This window comes from Proteus sp. fly-1008 (assembly GCF_040140305.1).
GTDB lineage: Bacteria > Pseudomonadota > Gammaproteobacteria > Enterobacterales > Enterobacteriaceae > Proteus > Proteus vulgaris_B.
Map to the genome: position 1 here is coordinate 199,363 of NZ_JBEEWH010000003.1, position 24,329 is coordinate 223,691.

Consider the following 24,329-nt stretch of genomic DNA (forward strand, 5'->3'; position numbering starts at 1 on the left):
GCCACTCATTGGAGTGGCTATTTTATTTATTACTATATTCGTTTATCTACTTTTATTTTGTAACAATGCCACAATTGTGCGGTTAGCCGGTGGAAAATCATCAGCATTTAATGATGCGATAGAAGTCCATTTTGAATCTTGCCCTTCTTTACCGTATGGCTCATTATCCCATTGAGTTACTAAGAAAAAAGATAATGTAATATGTCTATCTGGAAAATCATGCTCTACCGTTTCAAAAAGCGAGCACTGGGTTACATCAATACCAATTTCCTCTTGTAACTCACGCACTAATGCCTGCTCAGGAGTTTCTTCATCTTCTAATTTCCCTCCCGGAAATTCCCAAAATCCCCCCATATGTGATTTTAGGGGGCGTTGGGTGATAAAGACATTATTGTTTTGATCACAAATAATACCCGCAGCAATATGTAGCTTTTTTTTATCCATTATAGACAACCTATTGAATAGTCCAGTTATTATAACAACTTAACGTTATTATAACGTATATCCAATGGCGCTACTCTGGTTTTCTTTCCTTGATTATATCGATTAATTAACGATAAATAGGCAAGAAACCAAGCTGTGCTAATGTTTGGCAAATAATGCCTACAGCACCAAAAGCGATAACAGAATAAATTAACCCTTTACCGCCCCACACTTTAAAACCTGAGTTGGGAAATTTTTCTCGCGCTTTCAGTGCCATAACTGCAGGACAAATAATTGCCCAGACACAAGCCGCCGTACCTGCATACGCAATTGCAATTAAAAAACCATTAGGGAAAAGCAAACAGAGCAATAAAGGTGGTGTGAAACATAAAACACCCGACTTTAAGCGTCCGGTTTTGTTATCTTCAAATTTTAGTGATGCTAAAATATAGTCAAACAAACCAATCGCTACCCCTAAGAATGAACAGAATACGGCACTAATTGAGAACCATAATAAAAAACCTTCAATATATTTACTATTCAAGACGGTATATAACGAATCAATAAAGGCATCTAAGTTACCGCCTTTTTGAATAATGGTAATAAATTGTTCACGGGGTAGATTCCCCATAGTACCAATCATCCAAAGTAAATAAATGGCTAGTGCTAAAACACAACCAATCACACAACTCTTAACAACCTTTCTTTCATTTTCATGATAAAGCTTATAAAGACTACAAACATTTCCATGATATCCAAATGAAGTTATCGCATAAGGAATAATGATAAAAATAAATGGATAAAGATATAACTGGCTTTTCCCTTCAAAAGTTGCGCTAAATAATAAGTCGCCACTTGCTTTAAAAAACAATCCAGAAAAAGCCAATACAAATAGAACAATTTTAATGAATAAGAAAATGGAAGTTAAGCGACTCGCACAAGCGCCTCCCCACCATATTGTTGCTCCAAGCACGATAGTAAATACAAAAAATATTGCTCTCAGGTTTAGATTAATGCCATATAATGATGACGCCTCATAAATAATCGAACCCGCAGCAGAAATATAAGCATAAATTAATATATATAATACAAATATTAAAGATGCATTAGCAAGATAACAGGCCCATTTTGGCAATAACTCTTTTGATATATGAAAGTAGTTTGTTCCCGCCCCATATTTTGAAATACATTCAAGAATATATATTCCTGAGTGAAACATAAAAAAACAAACAATAAACAATATAAAGAGTGAGTTAATAAACCAAGCGCCAGACATTATTGTTGGGAGGCTAAACATTCCCGCACCGATCATAGCGCCGCCCAACACAAATCCCCCTACAATAATTGAGGGTTCTTTATTTACCGACTTATTTTCCATTTTTTAGTCCTTACTGAAATAAGGATAGGGCTCTCGCATTGCACGAGAGCCATTATTATTGTGGAGTATTATTTATTTGATAGGTTTTAATCTAGCAGTAAAGTGTCTTAATACAGGTGGTTCATATTCGAACTCAAGACCTTTAAGCGTTGCAAACTTCTCTTTTAAGCCAATAAGTGCATCAGCAATATAATCCATATGGTCGTTAGTATAGACACGACGAGCAATGGTTAAACGCATAAACTCCATATCTGCATGTTTTTGTTCACCTGTTGCAGGGTCACGACCCAATAAGAATGAGCCAATTTCAACTGCACGAACACCAGATTCTAAATAAAGAGCATTAATGACCGCTTGAGCAGGGAATTGGTCACCAGGGATATGCGGTACTAGCTTTTTACAGTCAACGAAAACAGCATGTCCGCCAGTAGGATATTGAATTGGAATACCTGCTTCACGTAGACGATCACCCAAGTATTGTACCTGACCAATACGATAGTGCAGATATTCTTCCTCTGTACCCTCTTCTAAACCTTGTACCATAGCAGCCATATCACGACCCGCTAAACCACCATAGGTGACAAAACCTTCCATCGGTACACAACGCTGTCTCGCTAATGTAAAGACTTCTTCATTATCACGAATAGAGACTAAACCACCGATATTTAACAATGGATCTTTCTTCGCTGACATGGTTAATGCATCAGCATATTTATACATGTCTAAAATAATTTCTTTAATTGTGGCATTTTTATATTTCGGATCACGCTGTTTAATAAAATACGCATTTTCACAGTAACGAGCTGAATCCATCACAACAAAAATACCGTGTTGTTTGGCGATTTCATAAACTTCTTTTAAATTATCCATTGAAACAGGCTGACCACCAGCACTATTACAAGTTACAGTTGAAACAATCGCAACAACGTTATCAGCACCATGCTTAGCAATATTTTCTTTTAATTTAGCAATATCAAAATTGCCTTTCCAATCATCATAGGTTTCTGAATCAAATGCTTTTTCAGTAACAATATTAATTGCTTTACAGCCATTTAATTCGACGTGAGCTGCTGTTGTGTCAAAATGGAAGTTAGAAATGAAAACAGGATTTTTCGCTTTTCCATCTTTTTGTTTATATTTTAATAATACTGGGAAAAGAATATTTTCAGCACCACGACCTTGGTGAGCAGGAATAATATAATCGTAATTAAATAGCTCTTTGGCTTTGTCTTTTAAATCATAATAGTTTCTTGAACCGGCATAAGCTTCATCACCTGTTATCATCGCAGCCCATTGATGATCACTCATTGCGTTAGTACCAGAGTCTGTTAATAAATCTATATAAACGGCATGACTTGGTAATAAGAATGGGTTATAACCAGCTTCTTTTAATGCAGCTTCACGTTCTTCTCTTGAAGGAACACGGATTTTTTCTACCATTTTAATGCGGAATGGTTCTACAATTCTTTTAGCCATGATAATACCTTTAATATATATTAAATTATAAAGTTACGAATAAATAAAATAATCTTCCCATTTAAATTAAACGGAAAAAGAGTATTAAATTATTTTATATGGATATAAAAAAGGATTATTTTTCAGGAAAGAAGAAGGCGAGTTCAGAATCAATATTAAACCATTTCTTCAATCTGAAGAAACCTCTTAATATTATCAAAACATTAAATGATGAGAACATACTTTAACCCTTATAGTCAGGAAATAGTACAATTTACATGCTAATTTATATAACAGTTAAACACGATTAGTAATATAACAATAGTATATTTTGGATATTTATCACACTATTTATGACAAATAATATATTAACGTGATCACTATCACTTACTTCAAATTTTAATAAACTATTTTTTATAGTTTAAATTTTTATTGGCATCATTAAGTTGTAATACATGTATTCATATTACACTTTCATAATATTAAAATAAAATCCCAACAACCTTACTTTTAATCATGATTAATTATTTAACAATAAAAACATGATATCTTTACTTTTATAAATCCTATTTTATTCATTAAAATGAAATAATAATTCATGGAATTTTTATTTCATAATGCAACATTAATAAACTTAAAAATAACAAATGAAAAGTGATTACTTTAAATTACTTCATTTACTAGAACATCCTCTCATTATTTATAATCTCTTAAGAAAAAATAAAATTTTATTAATTAACACAGAAAAATCGATGTTAAGTTAAACAGAGAGAAAAATAACACGGTAGATTATAACCATGAAAATCAATACCATAGACAACATTCAATTAAATCATTTGTTTGATTAATTCTTTTGGTGATATCAATCATATTAGTTATGTCGATATTTTATATTGGAAGAAATAAAAATTTATCTTTATTTCGTCGATTTTAAATTTATTTTCATATTGAGAGTGCGTGGTGTTTATTATTTTTAAATTAAAGATAATATAAAAACATTAATTATTATCTTACTATTTTTAAGTCATATTATTTATATTTGAATTAATACCTTTATATTGAGGTAAAATGAGAAAAAAAGTTATTTTATTAACACTATTAAGTGGATTTTCAACCAGTGGATTAACAGCGAATGACGCCGGTTATTTAGGCTCGATGGGAGAATCGAGGCGCGCATTACAAGATAGCCAACGTGAAATAAATCAACTTATTGAACAAAATCGCTATCAACAACTTCAAGAAAATGCATTAGAGGTTTCACCTACCCCCACATTTATTACTGAATCAGAACATTGTTTGCCTATTAATGGTGTTTATGTTCAAGGAATTACCTTACTCAATGAAAAAGATCTTGATTCATTAACACCATTACCAGAGCAATGTATAAAAAGTGCTGACGTTAACCGATTAGTCAAAGAGTTAACTCAACGCTACCTTCAACATGGCTATATCACTGCTAGGATCCAATTTTTACGACCTAATGAAGAACAACAGCTTGGGTTATATGTTATTGAAGGCTTTATTGAAAAAATACAGGGCAGTGATCGAGGCGTTAACACAGCTTTACTTTTTCCTCATGTTGAAGGAGAACCGTTAAAACTGTCAAAGCTTGATCAGGGGCTTGATCAAGCGAACCGTTTACAATCCAATAAAGTCAAACTCGATATATTACCGGGTAGGCAATTAGGTGGCTCAATTATTCAGCTCACCAATCAGCGCCAAGCGCCTTGGCACTTGAATATTTCAAGTGATAACTATGGGCAAAAAAACTCAGGACGCTGGTTAGTTCGAACAAATGCAAGCTTAGACAGTCCCTTGGGGCTATCCGATTTTGTCAGCTTAAATGCTAGCATCACCACAGACAACCCAAATACACGTTTTAATCGTGCTTACACCCTACTCTATTCTTTACCTTATGGTGCATTGACATTCAGTACTTTTGGTAGCTATTCGGAGTACGAATTTCATCAATCATTACAGACACGTACAGTACGTTTATCCGGGAATACCACACAAATAGGTTTAAGGGGGGATTACGCTTTTTATCGTAGTCAAAAACAGATAGATACCTTAAACATGCAGGTAACACATAAACGAATACGTAACTATTTCAGCCAAATCCGCTTAGATTTAAGTAGCCCAGCACTCACTACCGTAGAGCTAGGCATCAACCATTTACACATTATTTCCAACGGCGTTGTGAGTGTGAATTTAAGTGCAGAAAAAGCCATTGGTTGGTTTGGTGCAGACGGATCACCTCATGTTGCTAATGGGAGTGGTAATGACTATCGCTTTACAAAAGTTAAGCTTTTTGCCAATTGGCAACATCGTTTTTCATTATCAGATCCTACATTTTTATTCAATAGCGCTTTCATTGGTCAATACAGCCCTGACACCTTACCCGGAGTTGAATGGCTCAGTTTAACTGATAAAAATGCAATCCGTGGTTTTGACCAAAGTACACTTTCTGGTGATAACGGAGGATATTTACGTAATACCCTTTCTTATCCTTATCGAATAAATACCTTTTCAATCACCCCTCGAATTGGCCTAGATGCAGGTCGTGTTCAACAACATGGCAACTATGAAGGATGGCGTAGTGGTTATGGACTAAGTTCAGGCTTAAATCTTCAATATCAAAAAGCACAATTCGATATCGAAGTCGCTAAGGGGCATTTGCTTTACAACCAAACGAATTCCAATAAAACCAAAGACCCTACTCAAGTGTTAGTTAGATTTTCATATTTATTTTGATTCACACTCATAGCAATAAACGGAGAAAACTCTATGAACTCAAAAAATTTCAAGCTCTCTCCTTCGGGTAGGCTTGCTGCATCTTTAGCGATTATTTTCGTATCATTAAATGCATATGCTGGCGGTATTGTTCCTGATTCGGGCACTCAAGGACCGAATGTTTCATCAGTCAATGGTGGTACTCAAGTCATTAATATCGTTACACCAAATAGTGAAGGTATTTCTCACAACCAATATCAAGATTTTAATGTAGGCAAACCTGGTGCAGTATTTAACAACGCCTTAGAAGCTGGGCAATCACAACTTGCTGGGCAATTAAATGCCAACAGTAATTTAAATGGGCAAGCCGCTTCTTTAATTTTAAATGAGGTTGTTAGTCGTAACCCATCATTCTTATTAGGTCAGCAAGAAGTCTTTGGTATTGCTGCGGAATATGTTTTATCTAACCCAAATGGCATTACTTGTGATGGTTGTGGTTTTATCAATACAAGCCGTTCTTCTTTAGTCGTGGGTAATCCACTATTTGAAAATGGTGAGTTAAAAGGATATAGCACACTTAATAACACCAATTTACTTTCTATTGGTAAAAACGGTTTATATGCTCCGGGTCTTTTAGATTTAATTGCACCACGTATTGATAGTAAAGGAAAAATAACTGCTGCTGAAATTTCAGCGTTAACAGGACAAAATACTTTCTCTCAACGTTTTGATATTCTTTCATCCCAAAAACCAACTTCTGCACTAGATAGCTATTTCTTCGGAAGCATGCAATCTGGTCGTATTCGTATTATTAATACCGCAGAAGGAAGTGGTGTTAAGTTAACAGGTAAATTCGTTTCTGATAATGAATTAAGCGTAAAAGCTGATAATATTCAAACGGATAGTCAGGTTCGTTACGATAATTTCGACAAAGATGGCAGTGAAAACTACCAAAATTACCGTGGTGGTATCGCAGTTAATAACAGTGGTTCAAGCCAAACTCTGACAAAAACAGAGTTAAAAGGTAAAAACATCACATTAATTGCTGATAATAAAAACCAAATCAAAGCCTCTGATTTAATGGGTGATGATATTTTATTACAAGGCGCTCATTTAACTGTTGATGGCAAACAGCTACAACAAAAAGAGACTGATACCGACAATCGCTGGTTCTATTCTTGGCAGTATGATGTCACTAAAGAAAAAGAATTGGTACAACAAGCTGGTAGCCATATTGATGCTAAGAACAATGCCACACTAACTGCAACTCAAGGTGATGTCACTCTTGAAGGTGCAAAAGTTAATGCAGGTAACACTCTGGCAATTAATGCTAATAAAGATATTAATATCAATGGATTAGTTGAAAAAGAAAATCGCAGTGAAAATGGTTATAAACGTAACCACACTTCTCGTCTAGAGACAGGTAGTTGGAGCAATAGCCATCAAACAGAAACCTTAAAAGCCAGCGAACTGACCGCAGGTAAAACGCTAGGCTTAAATGCTGAAGGCTCAGTTACCGCTCAAGGTGCAAAATTACATTCTAATGAGAATGTTGTCGTTAATGCTAAAGAGAACATCAATCTTAATGTTCAAAAGACTAACAATGATAAAACAGTAACCGACAATCATGTTGTTTGGGGTGGTATCGGCGGTGGTAATAATAAGAATAATAACAACAAACAAGAAGTCAGCCATTCAACACAATTAACGGCTGACGGACAACTGTTACTTGCAGCAGATAACAGTGTCAAAGTCACAGGTAGTCAAGTAAAGGGCAATCAAGGTGCCTTTGTTAAAACGACTCAAGGTGATGTTATTATTGATAATGCGATTAGCGAAACCATCACTAAAACAGATGAACGTACAGGTACTGCATTTAACATCACTAAAAACTCCCACAAGAATGAAACTAACCAACAGCATTCAACCGGTAGTGAATTAGTTTCTGATGCAGAATTAACTGTGGTCAGTGGCAAAGATGTTAATGTAATTGGTAGCTTAATTAAAAGTGCCGATGAATTAGGTATTGAGTCTTTAGGTGACATCAACGTTAAATCTGCACAGCAAATCACAAAAATCAATGATGAAAAAACATCATTAGAGATCACCGGTCATGCTAAAGAAGTTGAAGACAAGCAATATAGCGCAGGTTTTCATATCACTCATACATCCAATAAAAACAACAGCACTGAAACTGAACAAGTAGGATCTACTATTAGTGGTGGCAGTGTTAAAGTTCAAGCAGATAAAGATGTTACTTTTGCAGGCTCTGATTTAAAAACAACTGCAGGTAATGCCACTGTTTCTGGTGACAATATTGCTTTTGTTTCAACAGAAAACAAAAAAGAAACAGACAGTACAGATAGAACCATTTCAGGTGGTTTTAGCTACACTGGTGGTGTTGATAAAATCGGTAGTAAAGCTGATTTCCAATATGATAAACAGCATACAACAACTGAGATCACCAAAAATAAAGGTAGCGAAACTCAAGTTGCAGGTGATTTAACCATTACTGCAAATAATGATGTGACGCATCAAGGCGCATCACACAAAGTTGACGGTGTGTATAAAGAATCAGGTGAAAATATCAATCACCTTGCTGTAAATGACAGTGCAACATCTAAAACAGATACCTTAAATATCGGTGTCGATGTAGGTGTTAATCTTGATTACAGTGGTGTTACTCAACCAATTAAAAAAGCGGTTGAAGATGGCATTGATACAGCTAAACCCGGTAATAATACCGACTTAGATAAAAAAATTACCTTTAAAGATGCCATTGGTAATCTTGCTAACTTAAGTAACTTAGAAGCACCTAATGTCGGTGTTGAAGTCGGTATTAAAGGTGGTGGTAGTCAGAAATCACAAAATGATAGCCAAGCGGTTTCAACATCAATTACTGCGGGTAAAATTAATACTGACAGCAATAAAACGTTACATGATCAAGGAACTCATTATCAATCTACCCAAGGTGATATTGCACTAACGGCTAACACTCACACCAGTGAAGCGGCACAAAATAAACATCAAGAGTCCTTCCACGAAACAACGGGAGGAGGTCAAGTTGGTGTCAGCACAAAAACTGGCAACGACATTACCGTAGCGATTAAAGGTGAAGGTAAAACCTCTGACACAAGCCTAACCACAACGAAAGCTGATGGTAGCCAGTTTAACTCTGCTGGCAATATCAATATTAATGTACGCGAAGATGCACATTATGAAGGCACTAAGTTTGATGCTCAAGATGGCAAAACTGTTATTAATGCTGGCGGTGATTTAACGCTTGCACAAGCAACAGATACTCATTCTGAAAGTCAACATAACGTGAATGGTAGTGCAAACCTGAAAGTAGGTACAACACCAGACAGTAAAGATTACGGTGGTGGCTTTAATGCAGGTGGTGCTAATCATCAAAAAGATCAGACAACAGCGAAAGCAGGTTCAGTAAATGGCTCTCAGGGTATTGAGTTAAATTCAGGTCATAATCTGACTTTACAAGGTACTCATTTAACCAGCGAAAATGATGTTGCTCTGACTGCAACTAACAAAGTTGATTTCCAAGCTACCGAATCTCAACGTACTGAAACAGGTAAGAACTTATCTGGTGGATTACAAGCAGGATTTGGCCAAAAAATGGAAGAAAAATCGTCTTCTGTCAATGGATTAGGTGGCGCTGAATTTGCTATTGGTAAGCAAGATGAAAAAACCGTCTCGCGTGAAGGTGGCACAATCGCTAACCAAGGTAATTTAACTGTTAATGGTAGTTCAGTTAGTCTTCAAGGCACTAAAGTTAATAGCAAAGATACACAATTAACGTCTCAATCTGGAGATACGACACTCACATCAGCACAATCAACTGATTACAAAAACAATTGGGGTACTGATATTTCTTTAAATGGTAAACAAACCAATACCACGCCAAAAGAAGTGACAGAAGAAAATCCAGCCACCTCAATCCATGATATTGGTGGCAAAGTTTTAGTAAACGTTGAAGATCAACAAAAATCTACTCACCAAAATGCCTCCGTAGAAACAGGCACATTAACTGTAAATAGCGATAAAAACCTCGCTCTTTCTGGTGCAAATGTTTCTGCAGATAATGTAACGGGCAATATTGGTGGTGACTTTACAGTGACTAGCCAAAAAGATAGCAACCGTCATGTTAATGTTGATGTAAATGTGGGTTACAACCACAACAATGATCCTAAATCTAGCCAAGTTGATAAAACAGCAAAAGCTGGTGGATCCTTGTTAGAAAATACGATCAAAGAAACTATTGATTCAGGAATTAAATCTGCAACAGATGTTATTTCTGATAAATACAATTCTCTTTCTTCCACTATTGCAGATAAAACCGGTATCAGTGGTGAGACAAAAGAAAAAATTGATAAAGGTGTTGGTACAATAGGTAACAGTATCAAAAATATCGTTACTGGCGCAGAAGGTCATACCGCTAATGCCGATATCAAAGTTTCTCATATTGATAATGATGCAGTTGCCCAAACTTCAACCTTAACAAGCAAAAATGACATTTCATTAAATGTAAGTGGCACAACTAAACTTACAGGTGTTGAAGTGAAAAGCGAGCAAGGACAAGTTGATTTAGGTGGTAGCAACGTTCAATTAAATAATATTGAAGGCCATCATTATGAAGCGGGTGCAGATCTTGATCTTAAATCATCAGCCGTTGATTTAGTGAAACAACTTGCAGGTGGTGACTTATCATTAAAATCCCCCGTTAAAGTCAATGAGACTGTAAACACAAAATCATCTATTTCTGAAAAGTAATAGATACCTGATAAAAGAGTAATGCCTATTCTTTTGTAAGCCAACCCCGCTTGTTATTACAATAAGCGGGGTTTTTATCTCTCTGCATTTTAGCCCTTTCTCCCCCTATAAAATTGCATTTTCTAATATTCCAAAAGTCTTCGAAAACATAATTATTTGAATTAAAAATAAAATATTGTTCAAAACTGTAAAAAACAAATTAACATACAACCCTTGACCTTCCCCTAATGGTAAAGCCTAAGCTTTATTTCATACCATATTTAAGAGGGGAATTTTAATGAATACGAAGACAACGTTATCCTCTGCCAATCGGCTGAGCTTACCTGTGGAAGGCATGACATGTGCTTCATGTGTTGGTCGTGTTGAACGAGCATTAAAAGCGGTGCCTGAAATACAAGATGCCGTTGTGAATCTAGCCACTGAACGTGCTGATATCACATTTACTAACACGCCAAATCCTATCATTGCCGTTACTGCCATTGAGCATTCTGGTTATAAAGTACCAGAAGAAATTACCGAATTGGCGATTGAAGAAATGACCTGCGCTTCTTGTGTTGGTCGTGTTGAAAAAGCATTATCGCAAGTTTCTGGTGTATTAGAAGCCACCGTTAATCTTGCCACAGAGCGTGCTCGTGTACGTCATTTATCTGGTGTAGTATCTATCACTGATTTAGAAGCCGCTGTTGTACATGCTGGATATAAACCACGTCGTTTATCAGATAATCGAGATAATATTCGTGATATCAGTGAGGAGCGTCGCCAAAAAGAAGAGCGCTCATTACGTCGTGCATTACTTATTGCCACAATATTCACCCTACCCGTTTTTATCATTGAAATGGGATCGCATTTTATTCCTGGTGTACATGGTTGGGTGACACAAATACTTGGCCAACAATTAAATTGGTATATTCAATTTATCCTTGCCACCATTGTTATGTTTGGCCCCGGCTTACGCTTTTTCCAAAAAGGAATACCTGCATTATTACGTGGTGCTCCAGATATGAACTCATTGGTATCTGTCGGTACAGCAGCCGCTTACGGATATTCTGTGGTATCAACCTTTATTCCTCAAGTTTTACCCGCAGGTACAGCAAATATCTATTTTGAAGCAGCCGTAGTCATTGTGACCTTGATCTTATTAGGTCGTACACTTGAGGCTAAAGCAAAAGGAAATACTTCCCAAGCAATTAAACGTTTAGTGGGTCTACAAGCAAAAACAGCGCGTGTATCTCGTAACAATCAAACCTTAGAAATTCCACTCGATCAGGTTGTAATGGGTGATATCGTTTTTGTCCGCCCCGGAGAAAAAATACCCGTTGATGGTGAAATTGTTGAAGGTAATTCTTACGTTGATGAAAGCATGATAACTGGTGAACCCATTCCTGTATCGAAAGAGATTGGCTCTGACGTTGTTGGTGGCACGATTAATAAAACAGGTGCTTTTAGTTTTAAAGTAACCAAAGTTGGCTCAAATACTGTTTTGGCTCAAATTATTCGCTTAGTGGAAGAAGCACAAGGTTCTAAACTTCCTATTCAAGCACTTGTCGATAAAGTCACTATGTGGTTTGTGCCTGCAGTGATGTTAATTGCCACAATTACATTCTTTATTTGGTTAGCTTTTGGCCCAGAGCCTGCATTAACTTTCGCGCTAATTAATGCCGTTGCTGTATTAATTATTGCCTGTCCATGCGCAATGGGCTTAGCAACCCCCACATCCATTATGGTTGGGACAGGTCGGGCGGCTGAAATGGGTATTCTTTTCCGTAAAGGTGAAGCCTTACAAGCCTTACGTGATGTCAATGTTGTCGCACTTGATAAAACAGGCACATTAACCAAAGGCAAACCTGAGTTGACAGATTTAATTCCAGCTGAAGGTTTTGAATATAACGAAGTCTTAAGTTTGGTCGCAGCAATTGAAACATATTCCGAACATCCAATAGCAGAAGCGATTGTAAATGCAGCTAAAGAGGCTGAGTTAACACTCAAAACAGTTGAAAACTTTGAAGCAGTACCTGGCTTTGGTGTCAGTGCAAAAGTGGGAGGAAGAACGGTATCTGTAGGGGCTGATCGTTTTATGAAGCAACTTGGATTAGATGTCAGTCACTTTATTTCATCAGCCCAAAAGTTAGGTGAACAAGGTAAAAGCCCGCTGTATACAGCGATTGATGGGCGCCTTGCTGCAATTATTGCCGTTGCCGACCCAATCAAAGAGACAACGCCAGAAGCCATTAAAGCCTTACATGACTTAGGCCTTAGAGTCGCAATGATCACCGGTGATAATAAAGCAACAGCAATAGCGATTGCAAAACAGTTAGATATTGATGAGATAGCCGCTGAAGTGCTTCCTGATGGAAAAGTGGAAGCATTAAAACAATTTAGTCTTAAAGGTGCCAAAGTTGCTTTTGTTGGTGATGGTATCAATGATGCTCCTGCTCTAGCACAAGCTGACGTTGGATTGGCAATTGGCACAGGAACCGATGTTGCCATTGAAGCTGCTGATGTGGTGCTAATGTCTGGTGATTTACGAGGTGTAGTTGATGCCATTGCCTTAAGCCAAGCAACCATTCGTAATATCAAACAAAATTTATTCTGGGCATTTGCCTATAACGCATTATTAATTCCAGTAGCAGCAGGCATGCTTTACCCTATTAATGGCATGCTACTTTCACCAATTATTGCTGCCGGTGCTATGGCACTTTCCAGTGTGTTTGTATTAGGTAACGCACTAAGACTAAAACGCTTTCAAGCACCAATAAAAAATCATTAATAGATAGATTATCTCTATAGCCAGACTCAATACGAGTCTGGCTCAATAATATAAAGCGACTATCCTTTACTTATAAAAGCACGCTTCATTATTCTAATAAGGAAAACATGATGAATATTGGTCAAGCAGCAAAAAAATCCGGTATTTCCAGCAAAATGATCCGTTATTATGAACAAATTGGTTTAATTCCCAAAGCCATTCGTACTGATGCGGGTTATCGAGATTACAGTGAAGCTGATGTGGCTTGCTTTCGTTTTATTCGCCATTCACGGGCACTTGGCTTTTCAACCGAACAAATATCAACGTTATTAGTTTTATGGAACAACAGAGAACGAGCTAGCGCAGATGTGAAATCCATAGCCATTTCTCATATTGAAGAGCTTAACCGTAAAATAGCTGAACTTCAGCAGATGACACAAACACTAGAACATTTAGCAAAAGATTGCCAAGGTGACAATAATCCAGATTGCCCGATTATTGCAGGATTAGCAGCACCCAAAGCGACGTCTGAAAAGGGCACAACCAAAAGCCATCTCTCTCACCTTCGTTCTTCAATCTAATTTATTTATGATAAAAAAATCCCGCTTATTATGAACTGACTCCAGTCCAACTCAGCGGGATTTTTTATTAAAAGCTCAATTAAATAGCTATTATTATCAATACGTCAATTAACCTAATTGACCATGACAATGTTTAAATTTCTTACCTGATCCACAAGGACATGGTTCATTACGACCCACTTTTTTACCTGCAGCCACTTGACCATCAACCGCTGACATTTGAGATTCTTTTGTCACTTCATGGCTTAACTGCTGTTGTTTTGCCAGACGTTCTGCTTCTTCACGACGGCGACGTTCTAACTCTTCAACTTCTTCTGGTAAACGAACTTGGACTTTGCTTAGTGTGCTAATCACTTCATATTTTAGTGATTCCAGCATATTAGCAAACATTGCGAACGATTCACGTTTGTACTCTTGTTTTGGATCTTTTTGTGCATAACCACGTAAGTGGATACCTTGACGCAAGTAATCCATCGCTGCCAAGTGTTCTTTCCACAATGAATCTAGCGTTTGTAACATCACGCCTTTTTCAAAGTTACGCATCATTTCAGCACTAACGATTTCTTCTTTCGCTTTATAGACTTCGATAGATTTTTCTAAAATACGTTCACGTAATGTTTCTTCGTGTAACTCAGGCTCTTTATCTAACCATTCTTTGATTGGTAAATTTAAATCAAAGTCTTTTTGTAGACATGCCGTTAAACCTTCGATATCCCACATTTCTTCCAATGATTGAGGTGGAATGTAGTTGTCGATCATTGTAGTGAAGACATCTTGACGAATGCTGTCAATAGTTTCGCTTACGTCTGCCACATCCAGTAATTCGTTACGTTGAGTGTAGATTGCACGACGTTGGTCATTAGCTACATCATCATATTCAAGCAATTGCTTACGAATATCAAAGTTGCGGTTTTCTACTTTACGTTGCGCATTTGCAATTGCTTTAGTTACCCAAGGATGCTCAATCGCTTCGGTTTCATTCATACCTAATTTACGCATCATGCCAGATACTTTATCTGAAGCAAAAATACGCATTAAGGAGTCTTCCATAGATAAATAGAAACGAGAAGAACCTTCATCACCTTGACGACCCGCACGACCACGTAACTGGTTATCAATACGACGAGATTCGTGACGTTCAGTACCAATGATATGTAAACCACCTGAAGCTAATACTGCGTCATGGCGCTCTTTCCATTTGGCTTTGATTTCTTCAATTTGCTCTTCAGTTGGCTCTTCAAGTTTAGCCACTTCAGTTTGCCAGCTTCCCCCTAACACGATATCAGTACCACGACCTGCCATGTTAGTTGCGATAGTTACCGCTGAAGGTAAACCTGCGTTAGCAATAATATCCGCTTCCATTGCGTGGAATTTCGCATTCAGCACGTTATGGTGAACATTCGCCTTCGTTAATGCATTAGAGATTTCTTCTGACTTTTCAATTGAGATAGTACCAACAAGTACAGGTTGGCCATTCTTGGTGCGCTCACGAATATCTTCGATAATAGCTGCAAATTTACCTTGTTCATTCATATAAACTAAGTCAGGTAGATCTTTACGCACCATTGGGCGGTTAGTTGGAATAACAATCGTTTCTAAACGATAGATAGAGTTAAACTCAAACGCTTCAGTATCCGCAGTACCCGTCATCCCTGCTAATTTTTCGTATAAACGGAAATAGTTCTGGAATGTGATTGATGCTAATGTTTGGTTCTCATTTTGGATCTTCACACCTTCTTTTGCTTCAACCGCTTGGTGTAAACCATCGGACCAACGACGACCTTGCATTGTACGACCAGTATGTTCGTCAACAATGATAACTTCACCATCTTTAACAATGTAGTCAACGTCTTTGGTAAACAGAGCATGAGCACGCAATGCTGCTGTCACATGGTGCATTAACATAATATTAGCTGGTGAGTATAAAGACTCGCCTTCTTTCATCATGCCCGCATCTGCTAATAATCCTTCAATCTTAACCAAACCACGTTCTGTGATATTCACTTGACGCGTTTTTTCATCAACAGAGTAATCACCTTCGCCTTGGAAAGTATCTGAATCTTCTTTTTCTTGAGAAACCAAATGAGGGATCACTTTGTTCATTTGGATATAAAGCTCAGAGCTGTCTTCTGCTGGGCCTGAAATGATCAGAGGTGTACGCGCTTCATCGATTAAGATTGAGTCAACCTCATCCACTAATGCGTAGTGTAATTTACGTTGAACACGCTCTTGTGGGCTAAACGCCATGTTGTCACGTAGATAGTCAAAACCAAATTCGTTGTTAGTACCGTAAGTGATGTCTGCGTTATAGGCTTCACGTTTTACTGGTGGTGCCATATTCGGTAGGTTGATGCCAACGCTTAATCCTAAGAATTCAAATAAAGGACGGTTATTTTCAGCGTCACGTTGTGCCAAGTAGTCATTGACGGTAACAACGTGAACTCCTTTACCTGATAACGCATTTAAATACGCCGGTAATGTTGCAGTTAATGTTTTACCTTCACCTGTGCGCATCTCAGCAATACAACGTTCATTTAGCACCATGCCACCGATTAGCTGCACATCGAAATGGCGCATACCAAAGACACGTTTACTTGCTTCACGAACAGTTGCAAACGCTTCGGGTAAAATATCTTCCTCTTTTTCACCCTTTTTTAAGCGCTCACGAAACTCATCTGTTTTTGCTTTTAACTCATCATCAGTCAGTTTTTCAAATTCTGGCTCTAGTTTATTAATTTCAACGACGACTTTGCGCATACGGCGGATAGAACGATCATTACGGCTACCAAAAATTTTGGTTACAATTTTACCTAACATAAATCTTTATTCTCATTTATGGCGTGAAAACGCCGAAAAAAGCCTCTGTTTTATGTATTCACAGAGATAATCATAATCTTATTAGATTAAGTGACTCAATTAAGCGGTTAGGTAAGGTCCAGCGCGGATCCCACGGATTTGTGCAAGCCACAATCCGGTATGATAAGAAGTGGTATTCTGTGCTAAAGCATAGCCAGAAAGCGGCAAATGAGTTAATGCGGTTGATGATGTGTCTGTTAATAACGCATACAGAGTATCAAGCATGACCTCTGCAACATTGGAAACCGGAGACGGCTCATCTTTGGCTTTGACCATCAATTCAGGAGAATTAATGGTGAACGCAAAAGAAAGCTGTTTAATAACATTTTTTACTGCATGCTGTTGCCAGTAATTAAAGGTGAAGGATGAGGCAGGATTCTGTACACTTTGACGTAAGAATAAATTGTCAAACGCAATGAGTGCCTGACTTTGACGATTTTGAGAAGAAGGTGTATCTGTTTGCTGTGGATTTTCGGCATGAGCAGACAACAGCGAAGGTATTCCGATACCTGCTGCTACCATCCCTAAAAGCAGATGCGACCAAAAATATCGCCTGCCAAACTGTCGCCAAAAACTTATAATGCTCATTAACCTTTGTTGCTCATTAATTTTTATTTTGTGGAGTCAAAATCTATGCGGGATAGTTACCCACAATCATTGGAAAAAATCTTCATAGAACTTGAAGGTTCCAATAAGAATACATTACAACTCATACAACAGCGTGCAACGATTTTACTAAAATTAAATCGCGCCGTCATGGCTCTTTTGCCTGTTCCTTTACAAGATAAATGCCGTGTCGCAAATTATCGCAATGCTATTTTAATTATTGAAGTAGCAAACGCAAGTTGGTTAACACGATTACGTTATGAAACTCCATCATTACTTTCTGCATTAAGACAAGAAATTTTACCATCCTTATCCTCAATAGACATCAAAATTAATCCGACTTTAGGAATAAAACCGGAAAAAAGATCTTTAATATCATCATTAAAAGAACAAGAGCCTACAAAGAAACGTCACTTGAGTTTAGAAAGTGCTCAATCATTAAAGTATTTGGCGCAGAAAAGTCCGAAGAAGTTAAGAGAGAAATTAGAGCGGTTGGCTGCACTTGCCGGAGAGAGTACAAGTGCAACCAAAGATGAACGTTAATTAGAGATAATTAACGTGCTTTCCATCGCTGAAATTAAGCAAAAACCATTGAGGGAGCTTTAAATGCCACTGGCATTTGTGCTTCGTCTTCAAATGTGACGAATTCCCATGCAGATTCTTTTGCTAATACAGCTTGGAGTAATTTATTGTTTAATGCGTGACCTGATTTAAACGCGGTGAATTCACCGATAATGTTATAGCCACACATAAATAAATCACCGATTGCATCCAACATTTTGTGACGAACAAATTCATCTTCAAAACGCAGTCCATCATCGTTGAGAACACGATAGTCATCAACCACAATCGCACAATCGAAGCTTCCGCCTAAACACAATCCTTTAGATTGCAGATATTCAATATCACGCATAAATCCAAAAGTACGAGCACGACTAATTTGGCTCATGAAGGATTCAGCAGAGAAATCTAATTTATAACGCTGTGTACTTGCATCAATGGCTGGATGATTAAAATCGATAGTAAAATCTAATTTAAATCCATTGTATGGACGCATTTCTGCCCATTTATCACCATCTTCTACACGTACTGTTTCTTTGATACGAATGAATTTCTTCGCAGTACGAAGTTCTTCAATACCCGCATCAAGTAACAAGAAAACAAAAGGTGCTGCACTTCCATCCATAATTGGAATTTCAGGTGCATTCACTTCAATTACGATATTATCAATGCCTAAACCAGCCAGTGCTGCGTTTAAATGCTCAACGGTTGATATACGCACATCATCTTCGTTAACTAAGCAAGTACATAGCATAGTGTCACGAACTGATTTTGCGTCTGCTGGAAAATCCACCGGTGGATTTAAATCAGTACGACGGTAGATGACCCCAGTATTTGCTGGCGCCGGACGCATTGTAAGCGTAACTTTTTTACCCGTGTGAAGACCCACACCAGTTGCTTGTACAATTCGTTTTAATGTCCGTTGTTTGATCATCATTTTATCTCGCAATGTTATCCGTCCTACCAATTATTATACTTATAATTGGCAGGACAGTTTAGCACAAAAAGCGGAGATGCCAATCTTTTTGGCGATTAATCAGCCTGTTTTCTCAGGAACGCAGGGATATCTAAATAATCGGGCTCTTTATTCGCCTGAGTAGATTGTTCGTTAACTGCTTTTGCTGCTGGCTTGCTTTCTTCTACAGCAGTAAAAGAAGACATGCTATTTTGCATTTGCTGATAACGATTCTCCATTGCGCTTTGCTGATTTTGCTTATTCGTTACCAGCGTAATTTCTGGACGTTTGTCCATGCCGATACCTGTTGCAACGACAGTTACACGCAGTTCATCATTCATTTCTGGGTCAAGGGATGTACCAATAACCACAGTCGCGTTATCTGATGCAAATGCACGAATGGTATTACCCACTGTTTCAAATTCATCAAGACGCAAGTCAAAGCCAGCGGTAATGTTGACTAACACACCACGCGCACCAGACAGGTCGATATCTTCCAATAATGGGCTTGAAATCGCCATTTCTGCAGCTTCTTCAGCGCGATCTTCACCTTTAGCAGCACCAGAGCCCATCATGGCATAACCCATTTCAGACATCACGGTTCTTACGTCAGCAAAGTCAACGTTCATTAAACCTGGGCGAGTGATTAGCTCAGCGATACCTTGAACTGCGCCTTTTAAGACATCATTAGCCGCGCCAAACGCATCTAATAATGAAATTCCTCGACCCAATACTTTTAATAATTTGTCATTAGGAATAGTGATTAATGAGTCAACATGCTTTGATAGCTCAGTAATACCTTGTTCCGCAAATGCCATACGTTTTTTGCCTTCAAAATTAAAAGGCTTAGTTACTACAGCAACGGTCAAAATGCCTAACTCTTTAGCAACTTCAGCAACAACTGGTGCGGCACCTGTACCCGTACCACCACCCATACCTGCTGCGATAAAGACCATATCGGCACCTTCAAGCGCTGCACGCAACGCTTCACGGTCTTCTTCTGCGGCATTACGACCCACTTCAGGGTTTGCACCTGCACCTAAGCCTTTCGTAATGGCATTACCAATTTGGATAGTTTGTCCGACCGCTGTTTTACGTAGCGCTTGAGCATCCGTATTGACTGCAAAGAAATCTACGCCTTCAATACGTTCACGAACCATGTGCTCAACCGCATTACCGCCGCCGCCACCAACGCCGATGACTTTGATCACCGCATCGTTGGTTAATTCCATAGGTTCAAACATAATTTCTCTCCGTTTTGTGCCTTCTCAGAGTCGCTTGCTCAAACGACCTCTTTTTAAATTTGTCTGATTATTAAAACTCTCTTTTCAGCCAGCCGGTAAGTTTCTTAAACAAACCACTGACAGCAGAGCGTTTTTCGGTTTCTGTTTCCTCACCAAAGTGGGATTCTTTACCGTAATGCAAAAGCCCAACCGCTGTTGAGTAGTAGGGATCCTGCGCATAATCTGTTAGCCCGGTAATATTTAACGGTTTACCGATCCGTACTTGCGTGTGAAAAACACGTTGAGCACATTCAACAAGTCCATCAATCTGTGCAGCACCACCTGTTAGCACAATACCTGCAGCTAAATGATGCTTAATCCCTTGCTGGCGTAATTGTTCTTGAACTTTTAAAATCTCTTCATTAACAAGATTGAGCAATTCGGTATAACGAGGCTCAATCACCTCAGCAAGAGTTTGTCGTTGCAGACTTCTTGGTGGCCTGCCTCCGACACTAGGAACTTCGACATTTTCATCTTTACCAACTAAAGAGCCTAATGCACAACCATGGCGAACTTTGATAGCTTCAGCGTCATTTGGGGGTGTACCAAACGCATAAGCGATATCACTTGTTACCACATTGCCAGCATAAGGAATAACGCGAGTGTGTCTTAATGCTCCACCAGTATAAATGGCGATGTCCATCGTACCGCCACCAATATCAACAACACACACACCAAGTTCACGTTCATCTTCTGTCAATACAGCGAAACTTGAAGCTAGTCCCGCAAAAATCAGTTGATCCACTTTTAATCCACAGCGTTCAACTGCTTTTACAATATTCTTTGCCATATCGTTATGGCAGGTAATTAAATGAACTTTAGCTTGCATACGTACACCCGACAATCCAACAGGGTTTTTGATCCCTTCTTGATAATCAATGGCATACTCTTGCGGTATAACATGTAAAACCCGATGTTCATCTTTTACTTTGACGGATTTCGCAGTATGAACCACGCTATCAACATCATCTTGAGTCACTTCTTCTTCTGAAATTGGCACCATACCAATCTCATTTTGGCAACTGATATGCTTGCCTGATAACGCCAAATATACTGAAGATATTTGACAGTCAGCCATCAATTCAGCCTGATCTACCGCCCGTTGCACACATTTTACGACGGATTCAAGATCGTTAACGCCACCTTTATCCATGCCTCGAGATGGACAACTTCCTACCCCAATAATATTTACAACACCATCAGGCAGGATCTCACCGACAAGGGTGGCTACTTTGGCCGTACCAATCTCAAGACCAACTACTAATTTTCTGTCCGTCGCTTTGATCATTATTGTTCTGCCTTCGCCTTCATCGTGTCATCTGCCACGTCTTGTTTATTCATTCTCAAGTAATAAAGGAGCCCATCCGACTGCACCACCACTGTCATAACGCAGATCAACATAATCAACTCGTTTATCTGTTTCTTGTTGCAGTATCGGATACAACTCAATAAAGCGAGCGATCCGTTTTTCGTTATCCTTACGACCTAACTCCAATCGGACATCATTGTCTAAAACTAATTGCCATCCTTGACGTGCAGACATTGACGCTGCTTTTAAATTCAGATTACTTGCAAGAAGTTGATCTCTCATTGCCACATAACCTGATAACACCATTTTTTCACTTCCTTGAGGGCCATATAACAAAGGGTAATTACCTTTGGTTTCCAATTGCGTTGGCAAGCTGAAAACACGCCCTTCTTTATCAAGAAAGTAAGTATCATTCCAGCGAGTAAAGGGAACATACTCTACCAGATGGATTTTAAGCTCATCAGGCCACTGTTTACGCACAGTGACTTGCCTAATCCATGGCATACGCTCAATTTGTTGCTGAATGATATTCACATCCTGTGTCATAAATGTGCCTGGCTGCCCTAAAGATAAAATCGCCTGACGCACATCATCATTTGTTGTGTAATGCCTCTCACCGGTTAATACAAGTTTTGAGATAGGAAGACGATTTGCATCTTTCATCCAGTTAACTACTTGTATTCCACCCCAAACAATAGTGGCAATCACACATAAGAAAAAAATTAATCCTGATAAATAAGTACCATTACTCGGTCTGTCAGAATGCTGTTTCTCTTTGTGTTCTTTTATATTTAGCGCTGCTTGTGACATATTAACCCACTAACTCCTGAGCAACGTTTAAACCAGAGAATCGCCCATCCTTTTGTCCGATGTTCCTTCGATTAATACTTTTCCTACATATATATACTTTATGAACACCTTTAGGTTTGATAATTAAATCACTAAATTGTTCAATCTGTTGAGAATTATTTACTTTAAAAGAAGAAATTGCGAATTTTTCTGCATTTTTCTTACTTTTTAACTGAAATTTTTTCTCAACATGGTTTTGAGCAAGCGAATTCTCATTTATTTTTTTCGCCAATACAGTGCTATTTTTCTCATAACACCTCATCATTACAGCGAGTTGATTACCTATTTCACCATAAATGATGCTCACTTGCTCAAACATCCGTCTTAATCCTCGCTTAAAGATGGCTGTAGTTTCGTATCTGCTAAGCGACGCGCTATTTTACCAATATTTCCAGCACCTTGAACTAAAACAAGATCATTATCTGTTAATACACCCGCTAATATTGATGAAATATTATCGACATCAGATACCCAGATAGGATCTAGCTTGCCACGCTGGCGAATTGTTCGACAAAGTGAGCGACTATCTGCACCTGCAATCGGAGTTTCTCCGGCAGAATAAACATCTGTTAATAATAAAATATCAACTTGGTTGAGAACCGTAGCAAAGTCCTCATACAAATCACGTGTACGCGTATAACGATGCGGTTGGAAAATCATGACTAGACGTTTATCTGGCCAACCAGCTCTCGCTGCTTTAATCGTTGCGTCAACTTCTGTTGGGTGATGGCCATAATCATCGACTAACATCACCTCACCTTCTTGACCATTAACATGTTCAAGGCCGTAATTACCTAAGAAGTCGAAACGGCGCCCCGTACCTTGGAAGTTAAGTAATGCTGCTAAAATATGTTCGTCAGCAATACCTTCTTCAGTAGCAACCGCCACAGCTGCAGTGGCATTTAATGCGTTATGACGACCAGGCGCATTTAATACAACTTGTAAATCAGGCATATCTTCACGAGAAATAGTGAAGAAGCCTTGAGCACCTTTTTGTTCATAATGTGTAATTCGAACGTCTGCATCTTCACTAAACCCGTAAGTCGTAATATAACGACCAACTTTAGGGATGATAGAACGGATAACATCATCATCAAGACACATCACTGCACGACCATAAAACGGTAAATTGTGCAAAAAGGTAATAAACGTCTCTTTTAAATTGTCAAAATTACCGTGATATGTATCCATATGGTCTGCTTCTATATTCGTAACGACAGCCACCATAGGTTGTAAATGTAAAAACGACGCATCACTTTCGTCAGCTTCGGCGATTAAATAACGGCTACATCCTAAACGAGCATGCGTACCTGCTGATTTAACTAATCCGCCATTCACAAAAGTAGGATCTAATCCTGCTTGTGCATAAATATTTGAAATCATTGCTGTCGTGGTGGTTTTACCATGAGTTCCTGCAATCGCCACACCATGACGATAACGCATTAATTCAGCCAACATCTCAGCACGACGAATAACTGGAATACGTGCCTCTCTCGCGGCAATAATTTCAGGATTCTCAGCACTGATTGCAGTCGAGACCACAACAACACTAGCGCCACGAATATTTTCAGGGCGGTGATTAAAATAAACAGTTGCGCCCAAAGCAACGAGCTGTTGTGTAACGGCATTTGGCGCTAAATCAGAACCACTGATTTCATAGCCTTCATTCGCTAGCACTTCGGCAATCCCACCCATACCAGCACCACCGATGCCAATAAAGTGAATATGCTTAACTTTTCTCATTTCAGGCACAAACGATCTTAATTTTGCCAGTTGTTGTGTATTCACTATTTACTTCTTCACTCT

Annotated in this window: 17 protein-coding genes; 5 read left to right on the forward strand and 12 right to left on the reverse strand. The window is 38.4% G+C overall.

The genetic code is table 11. The annotated features are described in order from the left end of the window. Positions 1 to 42: 42 nt before the first annotated feature. The 4 genes from mutT to tnaC form a co-directional block, all read right to left on the reverse strand. The gene (gene mutT / locus ABN256_RS07470) at positions 43 to 444 is read right to left on the reverse strand and encodes an 8-oxo-dGTP diphosphatase MutT (RefSeq protein ID WP_196554016.1); all 402 of its coding nucleotides are present in this window, start codon (positions 442 to 444) and stop codon (positions 43 to 45) included. Positions 445 to 550: 106 nt separating this feature from the next. Further along, complete coding sequence (locus ABN256_RS07475; protein WP_196554015.1) at positions 551 to 1,801, reverse strand: aromatic amino acid transporter; 1,251 nt, start codon at positions 1,799 to 1,801, stop codon at positions 551 to 553. A gap of 72 nt (positions 1,802 to 1,873) precedes the next feature. Beyond that, positions 1,874 to 3,277: a tryptophanase gene (locus tag ABN256_RS07480; RefSeq protein WP_072069257.1), complete on the reverse strand. Its 1,404-nt coding sequence runs from the start codon at positions 3,275 to 3,277 to the stop codon at positions 1,874 to 1,876. Between the two features lie 115 nt (positions 3,278 to 3,392). After that, entirely contained in the window at positions 3,393 to 3,497 is a 105-nt protein-coding gene (tnaC, locus tag ABN256_RS19195) for a tryptophanase leader peptide (protein ID WP_071788547.1), read from the reverse strand. 827 nt (positions 3,498 to 4,324) lie between these two features. On the opposite strand from tnaC, the gene ABN256_RS07485 reads away from it, so the two are divergent. The 4 genes from ABN256_RS07485 (at position 4,325) to cueR (ending at position 14,104) form a co-directional block, all read left to right on the forward strand. After that, positions 4,325 to 6,010 (forward strand): ShlB/FhaC/HecB family hemolysin secretion/activation protein, encoded by a 1,686-nt coding sequence (locus ABN256_RS07485; protein ID WP_197268965.1) that lies wholly within the window; start codon positions 4,325 to 4,327, stop codon positions 6,008 to 6,010. Positions 6,011 to 6,043: 33 nt separating this feature from the next. Further along, entirely contained in the window at positions 6,044 to 10,777 is a 4,734-nt protein-coding gene (gene hpmA / locus ABN256_RS07490) for a calcium-independent hemolysin HpmA (RefSeq protein ID WP_349439304.1), read from the forward strand. Between the two features lie 277 nt (positions 10,778 to 11,054). Further along, on the forward strand, positions 11,055 to 13,544 hold the full coding sequence (locus ABN256_RS07495) for a heavy metal translocating P-type ATPase (protein WP_196554011.1): 2,490 nt from the start codon (positions 11,055 to 11,057) through the stop codon (positions 13,542 to 13,544). A gap of 110 nt (positions 13,545 to 13,654) precedes the next feature. Further along, complete coding sequence (gene cueR, locus ABN256_RS07500) at positions 13,655 to 14,104, forward strand: Cu(I)-responsive transcriptional regulator (RefSeq protein ID WP_115350667.1); 450 nt, start codon at positions 13,655 to 13,657, stop codon at positions 14,102 to 14,104. A gap of 108 nt (positions 14,105 to 14,212) precedes the next feature. On the opposite strand, the gene secA is transcribed toward cueR, so the two are convergent. Both secA and secM read right to left on the reverse strand, forming a co-directional pair. After that, complete coding sequence (secA, locus tag ABN256_RS07505; protein ID WP_115350668.1) at positions 14,213 to 16,921, reverse strand: preprotein translocase subunit SecA; 2,709 nt, start codon at positions 16,919 to 16,921, stop codon at positions 14,213 to 14,215. 99 nt (positions 16,922 to 17,020) lie between these two features. Next, complete coding sequence (secM, locus tag ABN256_RS07510; RefSeq protein WP_115350669.1) at positions 17,021 to 17,548, reverse strand: secA translation cis-regulator SecM; 528 nt, start codon at positions 17,546 to 17,548, stop codon at positions 17,021 to 17,023. 45 nt (positions 17,549 to 17,593) lie between these two features. On the opposite strand from secM, the gene ABN256_RS07515 reads away from it, so the two are divergent. Further along, positions 17,594 to 18,109: a DUF721 domain-containing protein gene (locus ABN256_RS07515; RefSeq protein WP_196554010.1), complete on the forward strand. Its 516-nt coding sequence runs from the start codon at positions 17,594 to 17,596 to the stop codon at positions 18,107 to 18,109. Positions 18,110 to 18,143: 34 nt separating this feature from the next. On the opposite strand, the gene lpxC is transcribed toward ABN256_RS07515, so the two are convergent. From lpxC to murC, 6 genes are all read right to left on the reverse strand, one after another. Then, positions 18,144 to 19,061 carry a UDP-3-O-acyl-N-acetylglucosamine deacetylase gene (gene lpxC, locus ABN256_RS07520; protein WP_036913397.1) on the reverse strand — a complete coding sequence of 306 codons (918 nt, stop codon included), beginning with the start codon at positions 19,059 to 19,061 and terminating at the stop codon, positions 18,144 to 18,146. Positions 19,062 to 19,159: 98 nt separating this feature from the next. Next, positions 19,160 to 20,326, reverse strand: coding sequence for a cell division protein FtsZ (ftsZ, locus tag ABN256_RS07525; RefSeq protein ID WP_072069264.1), 1,167 nt, complete (start codon positions 20,324 to 20,326; stop codon positions 19,160 to 19,162). Between the two features lie 70 nt (positions 20,327 to 20,396). After that, positions 20,397 to 21,653 carry a cell division protein FtsA gene (gene ftsA / locus ABN256_RS07530; RefSeq protein WP_006533748.1) on the reverse strand — a complete coding sequence of 419 codons (1,257 nt, stop codon included), beginning with the start codon at positions 21,651 to 21,653 and terminating at the stop codon, positions 20,397 to 20,399. A 45-nt stretch (positions 21,654 to 21,698) separates the two neighbouring features. Then, complete coding sequence (ftsQ, locus tag ABN256_RS07535; RefSeq protein ID WP_115350670.1) at positions 21,699 to 22,484, reverse strand: cell division protein FtsQ; 786 nt, start codon at positions 22,482 to 22,484, stop codon at positions 21,699 to 21,701. 1 nt (position 22,485) lies between these two features. Then, entirely contained in the window at positions 22,486 to 22,842 is a 357-nt protein-coding gene (locus ABN256_RS07540) for a hypothetical protein (protein WP_196554009.1), read from the reverse strand. A gap of 5 nt (positions 22,843 to 22,847) precedes the next feature. After that, complete coding sequence (murC, locus tag ABN256_RS07545; protein ID WP_072069267.1) at positions 22,848 to 24,311, reverse strand: UDP-N-acetylmuramate--L-alanine ligase; 1,464 nt, start codon at positions 24,309 to 24,311, stop codon at positions 22,848 to 22,850. Positions 24,312 to 24,329: the final 18 nt, after the last annotated feature.

Coding starts and splice junctions, on each gene's coding strand:
- mutT (WP_196554016.1), bottom strand. CDS start 444: ATGGATAAAAAAAAGCTACATATTGCTGCGGGTATTATTTGTGATCAA.
- ABN256_RS07475 (WP_196554015.1), bottom strand. CDS start 1,801: ATGGAAAATAAGTCGGTAAATAAAGAACCCTCAATTATTGTAGGGGGA.
- ABN256_RS07480 (WP_072069257.1), bottom strand. CDS start 3,277: ATGGCTAAAAGAATTGTAGAACCATTCCGCATTAAAATGGTAGAAAAA.
- tnaC (WP_071788547.1), bottom strand. CDS start 3,497: ATGTTCTCATCATTTAATGTTTTGATAATATTAAGAGGTTTCTTCAGA.
- ABN256_RS07485 (WP_197268965.1), top strand. CDS start 4,325: ATGAGAAAAAAAGTTATTTTATTAACACTATTAAGTGGATTTTCAACC.
- hpmA (WP_349439304.1), top strand. CDS start 6,044: ATGAACTCAAAAAATTTCAAGCTCTCTCCTTCGGGTAGGCTTGCTGCA.
- ABN256_RS07495 (WP_196554011.1), top strand. CDS start 11,055: ATGAATACGAAGACAACGTTATCCTCTGCCAATCGGCTGAGCTTACCT.
- cueR (WP_115350667.1), top strand. CDS start 13,655: ATGAATATTGGTCAAGCAGCAAAAAAATCCGGTATTTCCAGCAAAATG.
- secA (WP_115350668.1), bottom strand. CDS start 16,921: ATGTTAGGTAAAATTGTAACCAAAATTTTTGGTAGCCGTAATGATCGT.
- secM (WP_115350669.1), bottom strand. CDS start 17,548: ATGAGCATTATAAGTTTTTGGCGACAGTTTGGCAGGCGATATTTTTGG.
- ABN256_RS07515 (WP_196554010.1), top strand. CDS start 17,594: ATGCGGGATAGTTACCCACAATCATTGGAAAAAATCTTCATAGAACTT.
- lpxC (WP_036913397.1), bottom strand. CDS start 19,061: ATGATCAAACAACGGACATTAAAACGAATTGTACAAGCAACTGGTGTG.
- ftsZ (WP_072069264.1), bottom strand. CDS start 20,326: ATGTTTGAACCTATGGAATTAACCAACGATGCGGTGATCAAAGTCATC.
- ftsA (WP_006533748.1), bottom strand. CDS start 21,653: ATGATCAAAGCGACGGACAGAAAATTAGTAGTTGGTCTTGAGATTGGT.
- ftsQ (WP_115350670.1), bottom strand. CDS start 22,484: ATGTCACAAGCAGCGCTAAATATAAAAGAACACAAAGAGAAACAGCAT.
- ABN256_RS07540 (WP_196554009.1), bottom strand. CDS start 22,842: ATGTTTGAGCAAGTGAGCATCATTTATGGTGAAATAGGTAATCAACTC.